The sequence below is a fragment of the Anaerosoma tenue genome (assembly GCF_023161965.1).
Lineage (GTDB): Bacteria > Actinomycetota > Coriobacteriia > Anaerosomatales > Anaerosomataceae > Anaerosoma > Anaerosoma tenue.
Genome location: NZ_JALNTY010000001.1, coordinates 698,881 through 713,374, shown reverse-complemented (window position 1 = coordinate 713,374; position 14,494 = coordinate 698,881). Strand labels below are relative to the sequence as shown.

General features: G+C 65.6%; 14 protein-coding genes. All 14 read left to right on the top strand.

All coding sequences use genetic code 11. The features are described from left to right. Positions 1-44: 44 nt before the first annotated feature. Positions 45-866, top strand: a complete 822-nt coding sequence (locus tag MSB02_RS03545) for a purine-nucleoside phosphorylase (RefSeq protein WP_267193823.1) — start codon at positions 45-47, stop codon at positions 864-866. Between the two features lie 83 nt (positions 867-949). Further along, positions 950-2,209: an adenosylhomocysteinase gene (gene ahcY, locus MSB02_RS03540; protein ID WP_267193822.1), complete on the top strand. Its 1,260-nt coding sequence runs from the start codon at positions 950-952 to the stop codon at positions 2,207-2,209. A gap of 2 nt (positions 2,210-2,211) precedes the next feature. Beyond that, a complete protein-coding gene (gene mtnA / locus MSB02_RS03535) occupies positions 2,212-3,441 on the top strand; it encodes an S-methyl-5-thioribose-1-phosphate isomerase (RefSeq protein ID WP_267193821.1) in 1,230 nt (409 codons plus the stop codon). Between the two features lie 9 nt (positions 3,442-3,450). Continuing rightward, on the top strand, positions 3,451-4,362 hold the full coding sequence (locus tag MSB02_RS03530; RefSeq protein ID WP_267193820.1) for an AEC family transporter: 912 nt from the start codon (positions 3,451-3,453) through the stop codon (positions 4,360-4,362). Between the two features lie 28 nt (positions 4,363-4,390). After that, positions 4,391-5,059 (top strand): ComF family protein, encoded by a 669-nt coding sequence (locus MSB02_RS03525; protein WP_267193819.1) that lies wholly within the window; start codon positions 4,391-4,393, stop codon positions 5,057-5,059. Positions 5,060-5,412: 353 nt separating this feature from the next. Next, positions 5,413-6,264 (top strand): substrate-binding periplasmic protein, encoded by an 852-nt coding sequence (locus tag MSB02_RS03520; RefSeq protein WP_267193818.1) that lies wholly within the window; start codon positions 5,413-5,415, stop codon positions 6,262-6,264. Positions 6,265-6,454: 190 nt separating this feature from the next. Beyond that, on the top strand, positions 6,455-7,351 hold the full coding sequence (locus MSB02_RS03515) for a transporter substrate-binding domain-containing protein (RefSeq protein ID WP_267193817.1): 897 nt from the start codon (positions 6,455-6,457) through the stop codon (positions 7,349-7,351). Between the two features lie 123 nt (positions 7,352-7,474). Then, on the top strand, positions 7,475-8,824 hold the full coding sequence (locus tag MSB02_RS03510) for an ABC transporter permease subunit (protein ID WP_267193816.1): 1,350 nt from the start codon (positions 7,475-7,477) through the stop codon (positions 8,822-8,824). 9 nt (positions 8,825-8,833) lie between these two features. Beyond that, positions 8,834-9,598, top strand: a complete 765-nt coding sequence (locus MSB02_RS03505) for an amino acid ABC transporter ATP-binding protein (protein ID WP_323748494.1) — start codon at positions 8,834-8,836, stop codon at positions 9,596-9,598. Between the two features lie 135 nt (positions 9,599-9,733). Beyond that, positions 9,734-10,270: a ribosome hibernation-promoting factor, HPF/YfiA family gene (hpf, locus tag MSB02_RS03500; RefSeq protein WP_267193815.1), complete on the top strand. Its 537-nt coding sequence runs from the start codon at positions 9,734-9,736 to the stop codon at positions 10,268-10,270. Positions 10,271-10,457: 187 nt separating this feature from the next. Next, the gene (locus tag MSB02_RS03495) at positions 10,458-11,123 is read left to right on the top strand and encodes a hypothetical protein (protein ID WP_267193814.1); all 666 of its coding nucleotides are present in this window, start codon (positions 10,458-10,460) and stop codon (positions 11,121-11,123) included. A gap of 263 nt (positions 11,124-11,386) precedes the next feature. Then, positions 11,387-12,631, top strand: coding sequence for an HD-GYP domain-containing protein (locus tag MSB02_RS03490; protein ID WP_267193813.1), 1,245 nt, complete (start codon positions 11,387-11,389; stop codon positions 12,629-12,631). A 59-nt stretch (positions 12,632-12,690) separates the two neighbouring features. Further along, positions 12,691-13,848 carry an HD-GYP domain-containing protein gene (locus MSB02_RS03485; protein ID WP_267193812.1) on the top strand — a complete coding sequence of 386 codons (1,158 nt, stop codon included), beginning with the start codon at positions 12,691-12,693 and terminating at the stop codon, positions 13,846-13,848. Further along, entirely contained in the window at positions 13,845-14,405 is a 561-nt protein-coding gene (locus tag MSB02_RS03480; protein WP_267193811.1) for a DUF5317 family protein, read from the top strand. Before MSB02_RS03485 ends, MSB02_RS03480 begins: the two co-directional genes overlap by 4 nt. The last annotated feature ends 89 nt before the right edge of the window (positions 14,406-14,494 follow it).

The window sequence follows — 14,494 nt, the reverse complement described above, 5'->3', positions numbered from 1 at the left end:
GGGTGCTACTCTCATGGGGTCAGCCGAGATCCCGGGAGGCGCCCATGTCCAGCGTCACGCTCACCGTGCCTGACTCAGACATCGAGCAGGCCAGAACAGTCGTGCCCGAGGCGGCCCGCGTGGCCCTCGTGCTGGGCTCAGGGCTCTCGGGTCTCGCCGATATCGCCGAGGACGCCTGCTCCCTGTCGTACTCAGACCTCGAGGGGTTCCCACAGGTGGGCTCGGTAGCCGGGCACGCGGGCCGGTTGGTGGGCGGTAGGCTCAGCGGCGTGCCCGTGGCGCTCTTCCAGGGCCGGGCGCATCCGTACCAGGGCGTGAGCGCGCACGACGCGTCGTATCCCGTGCGCCTGGCTGCAGCGCTCGGCTGTGACACGCTCATCGTCACCAACGCGGCAGGCGGCGTGCGCGAGACGCTCTCGCCGGGCGACATCGTGCTGCTCTCGGACCAGATCAACCTTACCGGTCGCAGTCCGCTCACGGGATGGGCCGGCCCGGAAGGCGGCACGCCGTTCGTGCCGATGCGCGACGCGTACGACCCAGGCCTCCGCCAGTCAGCGGTCGCCGCTGCACTCGAGACCGGCGTGGAGATCGAGCCCGAGGGCGTGTACTGCGGGCTGCCGGGTCCGGCGTACGAGACTCCCGCCGAGGTGGCGATGCTGCGCACGCTCGGCGCCGACCTGGTGGGCATGTCCACGGTGCACGAGGTGGTGGTGGCCCGCGCGCTGGGTATGCGCGTGCTCGGCTTCTCGCTCGTCACCAACGCGGCCGCGGGCGTGGGCCTGAGCCACGAGGAGGTGCTCGAAGCGGGTCGGGCGGCGGCCAGCGATCTCACCGGCCTGATGCTTGCTATACTACGCGGGTTGTGATGTATGGCCGGGTCGACCCGGCTCCAGACGGCCTCACGGCATGTCGCGCTTCGCGACGTCCGTTCCGCACAGAAAGGACCCCCATGGACCACCACGTGAAGGACCTCACTCTCGCCGACGCAGGCAAGGCGCGTATCGAGTGGGCCGATGCCGACATGCCCGTGCTCGCACAGATCCGCGAGCGCTTCGAGGCTGAGAAGCCGCTCGACGGCGTGCGCGTGAGCGCATGCCTGCACGTCACCACCGAGACCGCCAACCTGATGCGCACGCTCCAGGCGGGCGGCGCCGACGTGGTGCTGTGCGCGAGCAACCCGCTCTCCACCCAGGACGACGTGGCTGCCGCGCTCGTGGAGCACTACGGCATCCGCACCTACGCCATCAAGGGCGAGGACACGGAGACCTACTACGCGCACATCGACGCCGCGATCGATCACAAGCCGCAGATCACGATGGATGACGGCGCAGATGTGGTGGGCCGCATCCACGCCGACCGCCCCGAGGTGATCGAGCACATCATCGGCGGCACCGAGGAGACCACCACGGGCGTGATCCGTCTGGCGGCCATGTCCGACGACGGCGCGCTCAAGTACCCGATCGTGGCCGTGAACGAGGCGAACACCAAGCACCTCTTCGACAACCGGTACGGCACCGGCCAGTCCACGATCGACGGCATCATCCGCGCCACCAACCGCCTGATCGCCGGCCGCACGGTCGTCGTCTCCGGCTACGGCTGGTGCGGCCGCGGCATCGCGATGCGCGCCGACGGCCTCGGCGGCAACGTGATCGTGTGCGAGGTCGACCCGCTCAAGGCGCTGGAGGCCGTGATGGACGGCTACCGCGTGATGCCGGCGCTCGAGGCTGCCGCGCAGGCCGACATCTGGGTCACCGTCACCGGCGACATCAACGTGATCGATTCGGGCGCCTTCGACGCCATGAAGAGCGGCGCCATCATCTGCAACTCCGGCCACTTCAACGTTGAGATCGACATCCCGCACCTGCGCGAGAAGGCGGTCTCAACGCGCGAGGTACGCCCGCTCGTCGAGGAGTTCGTGATGGCCGACGGCCGCGCGATCTACCTGCTGGCCGACGGTCGTCTGGTGAACCTCGCCTGTGCCGAGGGCCATCCGGCCTCGGTCATGGACATGAGCTTCGCCAACCAGGCGCTGTGCGCCGAGTTCATGGTGGACCAGGCCGCGGACCTCGAGCCCGGCGTGTACGAGGTGCCGGAGGAGATCGACGCCGCGATCGCGGAACTCAAGCTGGCAAGCATGGGCGTGAAGATCGACACGCTCACCGAGGAGCAGGAGCGCTATCTGAGCTCCTGGCAAGAGGGCACGATCTAGCCATGTCCTCACTCGGCAACATACCGCTCACCATCTGGTGGGAAGACGGTACCGTGCGCATGATCGACCAGAGCCGACTGCCGTTGGTGGGCGACCTGCTCGTGTGCAACACGTACGACGGCGTGTGCACGGCCATCTCAGGGATGGCGGTGCGCGGCGCGCCGGCTCTCGGCGTGGCGGCCGCTCTCGGCGTGGCGCTCTGGTCTGAGACCGAGGGCGCCGAGATCTCCGACTTGCGGTACTACCTCGAGGAGATCGACCGGGTGGCCGACGAGATCGCTTCCACGCGACCAACGGCCGTGAACCTGAAGTGGGGAGCCGAGCGCATCAGGCTCTTCGCGCACGACAACGCCGACGTGGGTCTCGACGCGCTCCGCCCGCTCGTGCTCGAAGAGGCGTTGCGGATCCGTGCCGAGGACGAGGAGCGTAACCGCGCGCTGGGAGCTCACGGCGCGACGCTGATCGAGCCCGGTGCGCGCATCCTCACGCATTGCAACGCGGGATCGCTCGCAACCGCGTACTACGGCACCGCGCTTGGCGTGATCTTCAGCGCGCACGCCGAGGGCAAGGTGGCGCAGGTGTGGGTGGACGAGACCCGGCCGGTGCTGCAGGGTGCCCGCCTCACGGCGTGGGAGCTCCGCATGGCGGGCGTGCCGTTCAAACTGATCACCGACAACATGGCCGCCAGCGTCATGCGCCGCGGTTGGGTGGACGCCGTGATCGTGGGCGCCGACCGGATCGCGGCCAACGGCGATGTGGCCAACAAGATCGGCACGTACGGGCTCGCGGTGCTCTGCAAGGAGCACGGGATCCCGTTCTACGTGGCCGCTCCTTCGTCCACGGTGGACCTCACGCTGACCAGCGGGGACGAGATCGTGATCGAGGAGCGCGACGAGCGCGAGGTCACCGGGGTCACCGTCTCTGGCGTGATCGAGCCGCGCACCTCCATCGAGACGCGGTCGCTCGATGCGATCACCGAGGCGGGTCCGTACGCGCTTGGCATGACCAAGGGCCACCAGATGGAGATCTCCCGCAAGGGCGGAGCCTACCAGTTCGACGGGTGGGTGCGTATCGCGCCGCCGTCTGTGGAGGTCTACAACCCCGCGTTCGATGTCACGCCCGCAGAGCTCGTCACCGCCATCATCACGGAGCGCGGCATCGCCCGGGCGCCGTATGCCGAGTCGCTTGCCGAGGCGTGCTGCGGCACGGGTGCGCTTCACGAGCTCGGCTAGGCGGCGACCGTGGAGGTCGGCAGCCTCATCGGCGTGATCGGCGGGCTGCTCGCCCTGGTGGGCGTGGGCGTGGCGCTGCGCGTGAGCGGCCTGCTCTCTGCCGAGGACTCCCGTCCGCTCAACACGGTGCTCATGTACGTGGCGCTGCCCGCGTTGATCTTCAGCGCCGTGTACAAGGCGGACCTCGATCCGTCGCTCGGCATGCTGCCCGCCATCGCCTGGGTGGTGGCACTCATCGGTCTCGGGATCGGCTGGGCGCTCTCCCGGCTTCTCGGTCTCAAGGGACCTACCGCCGGCGCGTTCATCATGGCGTGCGTCTTCGGCAATACCGGCTACATGGGCTACCCCGTTGCGCAGGCGCTTCTGGGCGACCCGGGCCTGGTGCGCGCCATCTTCTCCGACGTCTTCGGCAACACCGCCGCGGTGATCTCCGTGGGCACTCTGGTAGCTGGCCACTATGGCGCCGGCGAGGTGAAGGTGAACCCGCTCAAGGAGATGGCCACGTTCCCACCGTTCATCGCCCTGGCGGCCGCGTTGATACTTCGTTCGGTCGCGCTTCCGGAACTGCTCACATCCTGGTTGGATGCGCTGGGTAAGGTGGTCGTGCCCGTGATCATGATCTCGGTGGGGCTCAGCCTCAAGCCGAGGGCGCTGCGCGAGCATCTGCCGCGGGTGTCGGTGCTGGTGCTCGTCAAGCTGGTGGCGCTGCCGCTCATCGCGCTCGGGTTGGCCACGCTGTTGCTCGATGATCCGGCCTCGCTCCGTGTGGCGGTCATCGAGGCGGGGGTGCCCACGATGATGCTGCTCGTGATCATGGGGCAGCGGTTCAGGCTCGACAGCGACTTCATCGCTTCGGCGATCCTGGCAACGATGGTGGGGGCCGTGGTGACGATCCCGGTGCTGCAGCTGCTCATCGGCTGAGCGCGTCCGGCCCCGGAGAGGGGAGGACGTGCGGGCGTTGCTCGACCTGGTGTTCCCGCCGCGGTGCGCGGGGTGCGATGCGCCAGGCACCTTGCTGTGCGACGAGTGCCGCCTGGCGGTGGCGCGTATCGATCCGGCCAGCGCGTGTCCCCGGTGCGGTGCGCCGCTCGGCGGATATGCGGTGTGTGCCGAGTGCCAGGGATCCACGTTCGCGTTCTCGGCCGCCCGCTGCGCCGCTACGCTCGAACCGCCCGTCTCGCGCGCGGTGGTGCTGCTGAAGGACGGTGGCGAGCGCCGCTACGCAGGAGTGCTCGCAGAGCTGCTCGCCGGGTGCGCGGGGGGCTGGCTGGACCCCGAGGATGTTCTCGTCCCCGTGCCGGCTTCGCCGTCGGCGGTGCGTCGCCGGGGGTTCGACCACGCAGCCGACATCGCCCGTGAACTCGGCAGATGCGTGGACCTCCCCGTGCTGAGGCCGCTCCGCTCCACCCGTGGCGCCGATCAGCGCGCCCTGGGCAGGAGCGACCGCTTCGCCAACCGTCAGGGCGCGTTCGAGGTGGACGGGGCGTGCGGTCTCCGGCAGGCGGTTCTCGTCGACGACGTGTTCACCACAGGGGCCACCTTCGACGCCGCAGCCCGGGCCCTCACAGGGGCGGGCGTCACCCGTGTTCGCGCGCTGGCCGTGGCCCGCTCGGTGTGAGCGTATCCCGGTCCCACCTGCTACACTTCTCCTTGCTTCCACCCGGGTCTGTGGTTGCGGACGCGCAAGCGTCTTAGTCCATGGTAGGCGCGGCCAAAAGGATCCACGTAAGCGCGAGGCCAAGCCTCGTCGTGAGCATGGCGCGCCTTAGGGGTAAGTCGTACCGTTCCGGGCAGCCGAGAGGTCGCCCGGGGCGAGAGGACCGGTAGTGAGGCCATGCCTTGCGGAAGTCCCGGTATGCGAGTGTGGGGTCAAAGACCAGGTCAGCCGGGTGGAAGCTAGATTCGCACAGTACGCCGTCGTCTGTGGTTCGTTCGTCTGCGGACGGCAGGTCGTTGGGAAGGAGTGGAGCCGTGAGGGCACGTCTTCTGCCGGTGGTCCTGCTCGTGGTGGCGCTCGCCGTCGGCCTCGTGGGCTGTGGCGGCGGCGCTCCGGAGGAGGAGCCCGCTCGCACGCCGGTCGTGGAACCGCCGGTGATCGCCGAGGAGGGTGTTCTCCGCGTGGGCGTCGATATGGCGTATCCGCCGTTCGCCGGCACCGCCAACGGCGCCAAGGTCGGCATCGACGTGGATGTGGCTGCCGCGGTGGCCGAGCGGCTCGGGCTGCATCTGGAGCTGGTGGATGTGAAGCCGGCCGACATGACCGCCGCGCTCGATTCCGGCGAGATCGACATCATGCTGGGCGCCGTGCCGATCACCGATGCCGTGCTCGCCAACGTCACGACCGCCGGCAGCTACATCGTGGACGGACCGGCGTTCTTCGCGGCCTCATCGGATGACACCTCGGCTTCGGTGGTGGCCACCGTGACGCCTGAGCAGATCCCCGGCATGCGTGTGGGTGCGCAAGCCTCGAGCGCGGCCTTCTGGGAGCTCGAGGGCGAGTACGGGGAGGGTTTCGTGCAGTCGTTCGACACGCTCAAGGACGCCATCGCGGCACTCGATGCGGGTGAGATCGACGTGGTCGCCGGCGACGCGGTGGTGGGTGCGTACATCGCACGCGACCATCCGGGCGTGGGCTTCGCGGGGCAGTTCGGCGATGCGCAGCCACTGGGCATCTCGGTGCGCAAGGACGCGGTGGAACTCGAGGCGGCGGTGCGTACCGCGCTCGACGGCATGGCTGCCGACGGCGTGCTCGAGACCATCCGTCGCAAATGGCTCGGCGATGTGCCCGCGTTGACCGTCTCTGTGGACGGCGCCACCAGCTAGCATCGACTTGGATTGCATACTCTGAGAGGGGTCCTGCCCATGAGTAGGACCCCTCTGCATATTCCCGGCGTACCCGTGGATATTCAAATCTCGATTCACGCTCCTATACGGCTGTGCGGTATACTTATGCACCGGTGATGTAAGGGGGGCACCGAGAAGCCCTCACGGCTTGGCATTCAAAGGAGGCTCCATGAGCAAGTCAAAGAAGTTCCTGGCTCTCTTCATGGCTCTCGCGCTTGCGTTCAGCATGTTCGCGCTGAGCGGTTGTGCGGGCGATGAGGAGACCACGGACACCGACACGGGCAGCGAGACCGAGGCCCCTGCCGACGAGACCGAAGGCGCGATCGCGGGCGTTGACGATCTCGGAGAGGGCGACAAGGTCGGCGTCCAGTCCGGTACCACTGGCGAGGGTTGGGCCAGGGAGAACCTGGAGACCAAGGGCGTCGAGGTCGTTGCGTACGACGACATCCTGCTTGCCTTCTCGGCGCTGCAGGCTGGCGACGTCGACGGCGTGGTCAACGACCTGCCGATCAGCCAGGACATCGTGAAGGACGAGACTCGCGGTCTGGTCATCGTTGAGGAGATCCCCACCGATGAGACCTACGGCTTCGCGTTCAACAAGGACGACGCGGTCCTGCGTGACTCCGTGAACTGGGCGCTTGGCGAGCTTATCGCCGATGGAACCTACGACACCATCTACGAGACCTGGTTCGGCGCGGCCCCCATGTCCTACCCTGAGGCCGAGAGCGGCGTCACCGAGCAGCCCGCTGGCGAGATGGATCTCATCACCGACGGCAAGATCGTGGTCGGCTCCGACACCGCCTACCCGCCGTTCGAGAACGTCGAGGGTGGCGAGGTCGTGGGCTTCGACGTCGACCTGATGAACGCCATCGGCGAGAAGCTCGGCGTTGACGTCGAGTTCAAGAGCTACAAGTTCGACGCGCTGATCACCGGCGTGCAGGCTGGCACCGAGTTCGACATGATCGCATCCGCGATGACGATCACCGACGAGCGCAAGCAGTCGGTGGACTTCTCGGATCCGTACATCAACTCCAACCAGTCGCTCGCGGTCAAGAAGGCCGACTAGGCGAGTACCAGGCAGATGGCACTGTATAAACACTGCCGTGCTATCTGAGTAGAGCGGTATACTGGGGCCGGCGGACACGAACCGCCGGCCCCACCTGTATCCGAGCCCATCGTAGGAGGGCCCGTGCACTCAAAGCTCCGTAACTCACTTGGGTACGTGATCACGGGCGTCGTGGCGGTGGTGCTTCTGGCATTGCTGCTCACGATGACAGGCCCGGCGCGGATGCTCTTCGAGCGTAACGCGCCACGCGGCCAGACCGGCACCGTGGACGATGTGTATGTGATCTCGCCCACACGCGACGAGATCACCATCGGGCGGTCGCAGACCAACGTGGTGGCCGACCTCGCCGAACTGGAGAAGAACCTCGCGGCCACGATGCAGCGCACGCCGCCCGGAGCGGGCATGCGTGACACCGAGTGGGTGCTCACCGCCGAGGAGACCAGCCCCACGCCGGTGCTGCTCAACGGCGCGCCCGTAGAGGGAACGCCGACCCTCACCGATGGCGACGTGATCACGGTGGGCGGCTCGGACGTGGTGTTCGATTCTGGGCGGCCGGGCATCCTGGGCGCGCTCGACTGGTGGGAGGCCGCCAAGGTCTCGCACCTGTTCGCGTCACCCGACGTCATCTCAGCCGCGTTCCCCATCATCGCGAGGGCGTTCCCGATCTCGCTGGTGGCGGTGCTGATCTCGTTCGCATTCGCCATCCCGGGCGGCCTCACGCTGGCCTTCATGAAGATGGCCCGCACGCGATGGTTCCGTTGGCCCGCCACGCTCTACGTGGACGTGGTCCGTGGTACGCCGATCTTCCTGCAGATCCTCATCGTGTTCTTCGGGCTGCCGCTGATGCCGTTCTGGCAGACGTTGGTGAAGATGCTGCCCGTGATCAACCAGCCGGGGCTCTTCGGCGAAGACAACTCGATGTGGCTGCGCGTGATCCTCGTGCTCAGCTTCAACTCCTCGGCATATATGGCCGAGATATTCCGCGCCGGCATCGAGTCGATCAACAAGGGGCAGACCGAGGCGGCGCGCTCACTGGGAATGACCGCGGCGCAGTCGATGACCTACGTGATCATCCCGCAGACCGTGCGCCGCATCCTGCCCACGATGATGTCCGAGTTCATCCTGCTGTTCAAAGACACCTCGCTCTTTGCGGCAGTGGGCTTTGGCGAGATGGTCATGAAGGCGCGTGAGGTGGCGTCGAGCACGCTCAACGTCTCCTCGTATCTGCTCGCGGCGCTCTTCTATCTCGTGATCACCATCCCGCTCGGCCGTCTCGTGCAGCAACTCGAGAACCGGCTGGCGCGCTCGGAGGGCGGCGGTTCGGTGACCTTTGAGAAGAGCACCGAGGACAACCTGGCGCACGAGCAGGAGCGCAAGGCCGTGGCCGCGGCAGCGATAGCTGCGCGTGAGCGCGGCGCTAACGTGCCGCTCGCAGACGACGATGCCGCATCGCGGCCCGATACCGGACGATAGGGGGCGACGATGACCGACAAGATCGAGAGCACCCCCGGCTACGAGGGCCCGATCGTCCGGATCAACAACCTGCGCAAGTGCTTTGGCGAGGTCGAGGTGCTGCGCGACGTGGACATGGACGTTCAGAAGGGCGAGGTGGTGGTGATCCTGGGCCCCAGCGGTTCGGGCAAGTCCACCATGCTGCGGTGCGTGAATCGCCTGGAGGAGCCCACCGGCGGAGAGATCTGGCTTGAGGACATCAAGGTCAACGATCCCAAGACGAACATCAACGAGGTGCGCGAGCGCATCGGGATGGTGTTCCAGCAGTTCAACCTCTTCCCGCACCTCACGGCCAAAGGCAACGTGATGCTCGCGCAGCGCAAGGTGCTCAAGCGCTCCAAGGCCGAGGCCGAGCGGGTCGCCATGGAGCAGCTTGAGCGAGTGGGCCTCGGCGACCGGGTGGATTACTACCCGGCGCAGCTCTCCGGCGGACAGCAGCAGCGCGTGGCCATCGCGCGGTCGTTGGCGATGGACCCGCACGTGATGCTCTTCGACGAGGTGACCTCGGCGCTCGACCCCGAGCTGGTGCGCGGCGTGCTCGACGTGATGAAGGAGCTTGCCCAGGCCGGCATGACCATGCTGGTGGTCACCCACGAGATGGGCTTTGCGCGCGAGGTGGCCAGCCGGGCCGTGTTCATGGATGGCGGCGTGATCGTGGAGGAGGGTCCGCCGGCCGCCGTGTTCGACAATCCCCAGAACGAACGCACGCAGGACTTCCTGGGGCATATCACGTAGAATGCTCACGGCGCGGTGCGGCATCACCGCGCCATTGCTGTGGTGATCATGCGGAGATGCCCGTACCGGCCGCCGCAATCCGGCCGGGGCGGGTATCTTCATCTATGTCCGGTCCATTTCGAAGGAGGATGCGGTATGCAGATGATCGTGAAGGGCCGTCATATGGACGTCACCCCTGCCATCCGCGAGTACGCCGAGGAGAAGGTGGGGCGCGTTGCGAAGATCCTCGACAGCCAGCTCATGAGCGCTGAGGTCGAGGTCTACACCGAGCGGAACCGCTCGATCCAGAACGGCCAGGTAGCCGAGGTCACGATCTACACCAAGGGTCCGGTGATCCGCGCCAAGGAGGCGGCGTCGGACATGTACGCAGCGATCGACCTGGTGAGCGAGAAGCTCGAGCGCCAGGTGCGCAAGTACAAGACCAAGATGATCGACCGTCACACCAAGGGCGCGCCCGCGCCGATGCCGGCGCCCGTGCCCGCTGAGCCCGACGAGCCCGCGATCGTGAAGACCAAGCGTCTTGAGAGCAAGCCGATGAGCCCGGAGGAGGCCATGCTCCAGATGGAGCTACTGGGGCACGACTTCTTCGTGTTCCGTGCCGAGGACGGGGAGGGCACCAACGTGCTGTACCGTCGCGACGACGGCGACTACGGGCTTATCACGTCCGCGTGAACCATCCTGAACGCTGATGCAGAAAGGCGCGGCAGATGCCGCGCCTTTCTGCATTCCTGCTCATCGGGCCGGTTCGTTCGCCGGTTGACAGCCTGCGCGCGGCGCGCATACTGTGATGAACGGGTACACCCGCAGTCGCGGGTACAACGCAGCACAGACGTAGCACACGCTGAAGCAAGGAGCACGGATGGAACCCGTGGTATCTCCCTCGCTCATCACTGAGATCGAGGAGGCCTTGTCGCAGGTCTCTGAGATTCGTGCCGCTCGCGTTGTGGCATCCCCTGCGGGCACCATCGATGAGATCCACGTGCTCGCTCTCCCCTCGAAGTCGCCCAAGCAATTGGTGCGCGACATCGAATCCACGCTGATGGCCGCCTTTGGCATCGCGGTGGACCACAAGAAGATCTCCATCGCGCAGCTGGGCCAGGAGGCGGCGCCCCCGAGCGAGGCCCCGGGCAAACCGCACGCACGCGCGCAGATCAAGAGCATCAATGCCGAGGTGGCGGGCGTGTACGTGAACATCGCCGTGTCCCTCGAGCTCGAGGGCGAGCTCTTCGTGGGCAAGGCCACGGGGCCGGCCAGCCGCACCGGACGGGAGCGTCTGGTGGCCGAGGCCACGCTCGACGCCATCGCGCAGTACCTTCAGGGCGCGTTCACCTTCGCGCTTGAAGACGTTGAGATCATCCGCTTGGGGCGGGAGAGCGTTGCCGTCTCATGCGTGGTGCTGGTGACCTCGCTTGGCGAGCAAGCCTTTGCTGGATCGGCGCTGGTGCGCCAGAACGACAAAGACTCCATCGTCCGGGCAACGCTTGATGCGATCAACAGGCGGCTCGGCTTCTTGACAACCTCATAGACCAGTTTGGGCCAACGCCGTGGAAACGAACGGTTTGAACACTGTCAGCCAACTACCGAGCGGAGCGGACAGGGTTCTTCCATCACTAGCGGGGTGGGAGAAGACACCACATAGACAGGGGGTCTTCTCACATGAAGCGTATTGCTTTGTTCCTCGCCTCCATCGCCGCGCTCGTTATCGGCGGCGGCGCATGGTTCCGCCTCTAGTTTGCAGGAACGGCGTTGGCCCAGCTTCGCCTGGGGGCTGCAATGATTACTGCTAGGATGCGTCTGTTCATCGCGGCGGTGTGTGTCGGGGCTGCTGCTCTTACGCTCCGATTCATCCTCGCGTACAGGATTACCGAGTGGTCAGGCGTCGTTCTGCTGGTCTGTTTGGTTCTGGTGACCGAGAACATGGCGTTCCATCTTCCGGTGACGGGCTCCGTGTCTCTTTCGTTTGCGGCTGCGTACGCTGCGCTGCTTCACTCCGGTCCGTTGGCCGCCATCGTGGTCGCAATTGCCGCATCGACGAACCTAGCTGAGATTCGATCCGGCAAGCCTCTGGCGATTCACCTGTTCAATGCCGGTCAGCTCGTGGTTTCTGTTGGACTGGCGGCGATCGTCTACATTGGACTTGGGGGCATGGCGCTCGCCGACGGGCCAGTAGCGCTTGCAGACATCCTCGTGCCAGCAGTGCTTGCTGCAGCGGCGTTCTACGTGGGCAACGTCGCCCTTGTTTCGATGGGCGCGAGTCTGCTGATGCGGAAGCGTCTCACTGAAACCGTAGGCAGTATGGGTTTCCTGTCGTTCGGTAGCAGTCTGCTGGTTCTTGCACTCCTGGGTCTGCTGGTCGCCTATCTGCTTGCTGTTCAGAGTTGGCTTGGTCTGTTGCTTCTTGTGCTTCCCTTCATGGTTGCCCGCCGGACCTTCCGTGTGTACGTCGAACTTACTGAGGCATACACGTCTACGGTGCGTTCACTTGTCACAGCGATCGAGGCGAAGGACCCATACACGAGAGGACATTCGGAGCGAGTCGCCGAGTACGCACGCATGCTTGCCGAGCGTATCGGCATGCCCAGGACTGAGATTGATCTGATCGAGCGTGCGGCCCTGCTGCACGACGTGGGCAAGATCGGCATCAGTCTCGACACCCTTGTTTCTCCTGAGAAGTTGACGCCAGACGAGGTCAATGCGATCCGTCAGCATCCGGCACTGGGAAGTGATCTGGTCAGTGATGTCGAGTTCCTCAGCGACATCGTGGACATCGTCAGGCATCACCACGAGCGGTGTGATGGCACAGGCTACCCCGATGGCCTCGTAGGCGAGCGCATCTCGGTACCCGCTCGTATCCTTGCTGTCGCGGATGCGTACGATGCCATGACATCGGACCGAGCATATCGTCCACGAATGACTGACAAGCAAGCTCGTGAGGAGTTGCAGCGTGTCGCGGATTCTCAGCTCGACGGTGAGATTGTGAGACAGTTCACCGACATGCTGTCTGAGGCCCGAGCCGGGGGGGCTTCCGCGTGAAAGTCCTTGCTGATCAGAAGAGTCGCGCAGCCATCTTGCGGCAGACGATACTCCTGGTCATGCTGATTTCCTGCGGAACGGCAGCAGGATTGTGGACCGCGAGCAGGTTGTCCGGTGCGTCGTTCAACGTGGCCGCCGTCGCAGGGTTCACCCTTGCCTTTCTCGCTTCCCGTCTTCTTACTCTGCAGTTGCCGCAGGGGGATCGGATACGAATCACGCTGGTCGTCGGGCTGGCTGCGCTGTCCCTGCGAAGCACCGGTGAGATACTGACCGCCGCGTCTGTCGCCGGTGCGCTCGACGTAATGGTGAGGGCTTCGCAAGAGGACGTGTCTGTGGTCGCCGGTCGTCTCGCTGACCTTGCGCGAAGCGTTTCAGTGCTCGCACTGTTGTCGCCGTGGCAAGTGCTCGTACGTCCGCTTGCGACGGCGGACACCGTTAGTGATGCCATTCTTGTCCTCGGGATCGTCATGGGCGCGTCCTACGCCATCCTGGACGTGATGACGATTGCCGCTCAACAGTGGGCCGCTGGGGGGCCTGGCGTTCTGGAGGGGTTCATCTCCCTCGTTCGCCCCCTTGGATCTGTCTACATGGTCCACATCGCCATGGCCGCAGTGGTGCTGCGCGTCTACCCGTCGCTCGGCGCGTGGGGCTTAGCGATCGCGCTACTGCTGACGCTGATCCTTCAGAACAGCTTCAACCTCTACCTGCGCATAAGGCGTGCGTATGCCCAGACCATCAAGGCGCTCGCACACGCAGCTGAGATGGATAGGCCGCAAGATGTGGGACACGCCGAGCGGGTCGCCGAACTGGCGATAGCCGTTGGCCGCGAGAGTGGGTTGTCCAGCACGGAACTTGAGCATGTTGGGTATGGTGCACTTCTTCACGATGTAGGCCGCATCGGCTACGACGGTGAGGATGCTGACACCACACACCCAGTGCGTGGGGCGGAGATTGTCGAGGCGGTCCCGTTCCTGGAGGGCGTTGCGCCGTTGATCAGACATCATCGGGATACCGATGATGACGTCGTGCCCGAAGGTGCCGTGATCGTCGGCGTGTGTTGTCGTTACGATCGCTTGCGCTCACACATCGGGGCTAGGGCTGCGCTTGAGAGGTTGGAGGCCGAAGAGGAGGGGCGCCGTCTGCGGGCTGCCAAGACCCTGGCATCGGTCGTCAGCCGGCGCTCCGGTTCGCTCGGATTGTCGGAGGATCCGTCGTGATCCTCTTGGAAGCAGTCGTTCTCGCGCTGCTCCTCTCCCTGGCAACGGGGGGTTCTCTGCGTAATCTGGAGCACGAAAGACTTCGAGGCGAGTGGGTGCTGCTGGTACTGCTGCCCGTTCAGCTTGTGTGGCCACGCGTGGCTTCACTCATCGGCGTTGGGCATGACCTGAGTCTGATGGTCTGGCTCGTGATGATGGTCGCCCTGGTGGGCGTGATGCTCGCCAACGTTTGGCGACGCTGGATTCTCGGCTTCGCGGCTCTCGGGATTGCGATGAACGTACTGGTGATTGGGCTCAATGGCGCCATGCCGGTGAGCTTGCGCTCGACTTCAGAGTTGGGTGCGCCGCGCGATGAGGCGACTGCAAGCCTCGATGCCGACCAGTTGCATGAGGCGCTGCACGGGGAGACGCTCCTACCGCAGCTCGCGGACGTGATCGCCGTTCCGGGTCCCGAGTGGCAGAGAGGTGTCGTGAGTGTGGGTGACATCCTGCTCTCGCTTGGTCTGGCGGGGTGGGTGTTCGCGGCGAGCCGCAGGCCATCGGGTCTGCCCGGCTAGCGGATCGCCCAAGGATGGCCTGACGAGCCTCTCTGGCCAGAATCATGCCTGTGAATACGGCCTGTGCTATTTGCAGCATGAGTATTGCA

Excerpts from the sequence above, each read along its gene's own strand:
- MSB02_RS03485 (WP_267193812.1), top strand. The coding sequence starts at position 12,691 with ATGCTGATTTCCTGCGGAACGGCAGCAGGATTGTGGACCGCGAGCAGG.
- MSB02_RS03545 (WP_267193823.1), top strand. The coding sequence starts at position 45 with ATGTCCAGCGTCACGCTCACCGTGCCTGACTCAGACATCGAGCAGGCC.
- mtnA (WP_267193821.1), top strand. The coding sequence starts at position 2,212 with ATGTCCTCACTCGGCAACATACCGCTCACCATCTGGTGGGAAGACGGT.
- ahcY (WP_267193822.1), top strand. The coding sequence starts at position 950 with ATGGACCACCACGTGAAGGACCTCACTCTCGCCGACGCAGGCAAGGCG.
- MSB02_RS03505 (WP_323748494.1), top strand. The coding sequence starts at position 8,834 with ATGACCGACAAGATCGAGAGCACCCCCGGCTACGAGGGCCCGATCGTC.
- MSB02_RS03515 (WP_267193817.1), top strand. The coding sequence starts at position 6,455 with ATGAGCAAGTCAAAGAAGTTCCTGGCTCTCTTCATGGCTCTCGCGCTT.
- MSB02_RS03490 (WP_267193813.1), top strand. The coding sequence starts at position 11,387 with ATGCGTCTGTTCATCGCGGCGGTGTGTGTCGGGGCTGCTGCTCTTACG.
- hpf (WP_267193815.1), top strand. The coding sequence starts at position 9,734 with ATGCAGATGATCGTGAAGGGCCGTCATATGGACGTCACCCCTGCCATC.
- MSB02_RS03495 (WP_267193814.1), top strand. The coding sequence starts at position 10,458 with ATGGAACCCGTGGTATCTCCCTCGCTCATCACTGAGATCGAGGAGGCC.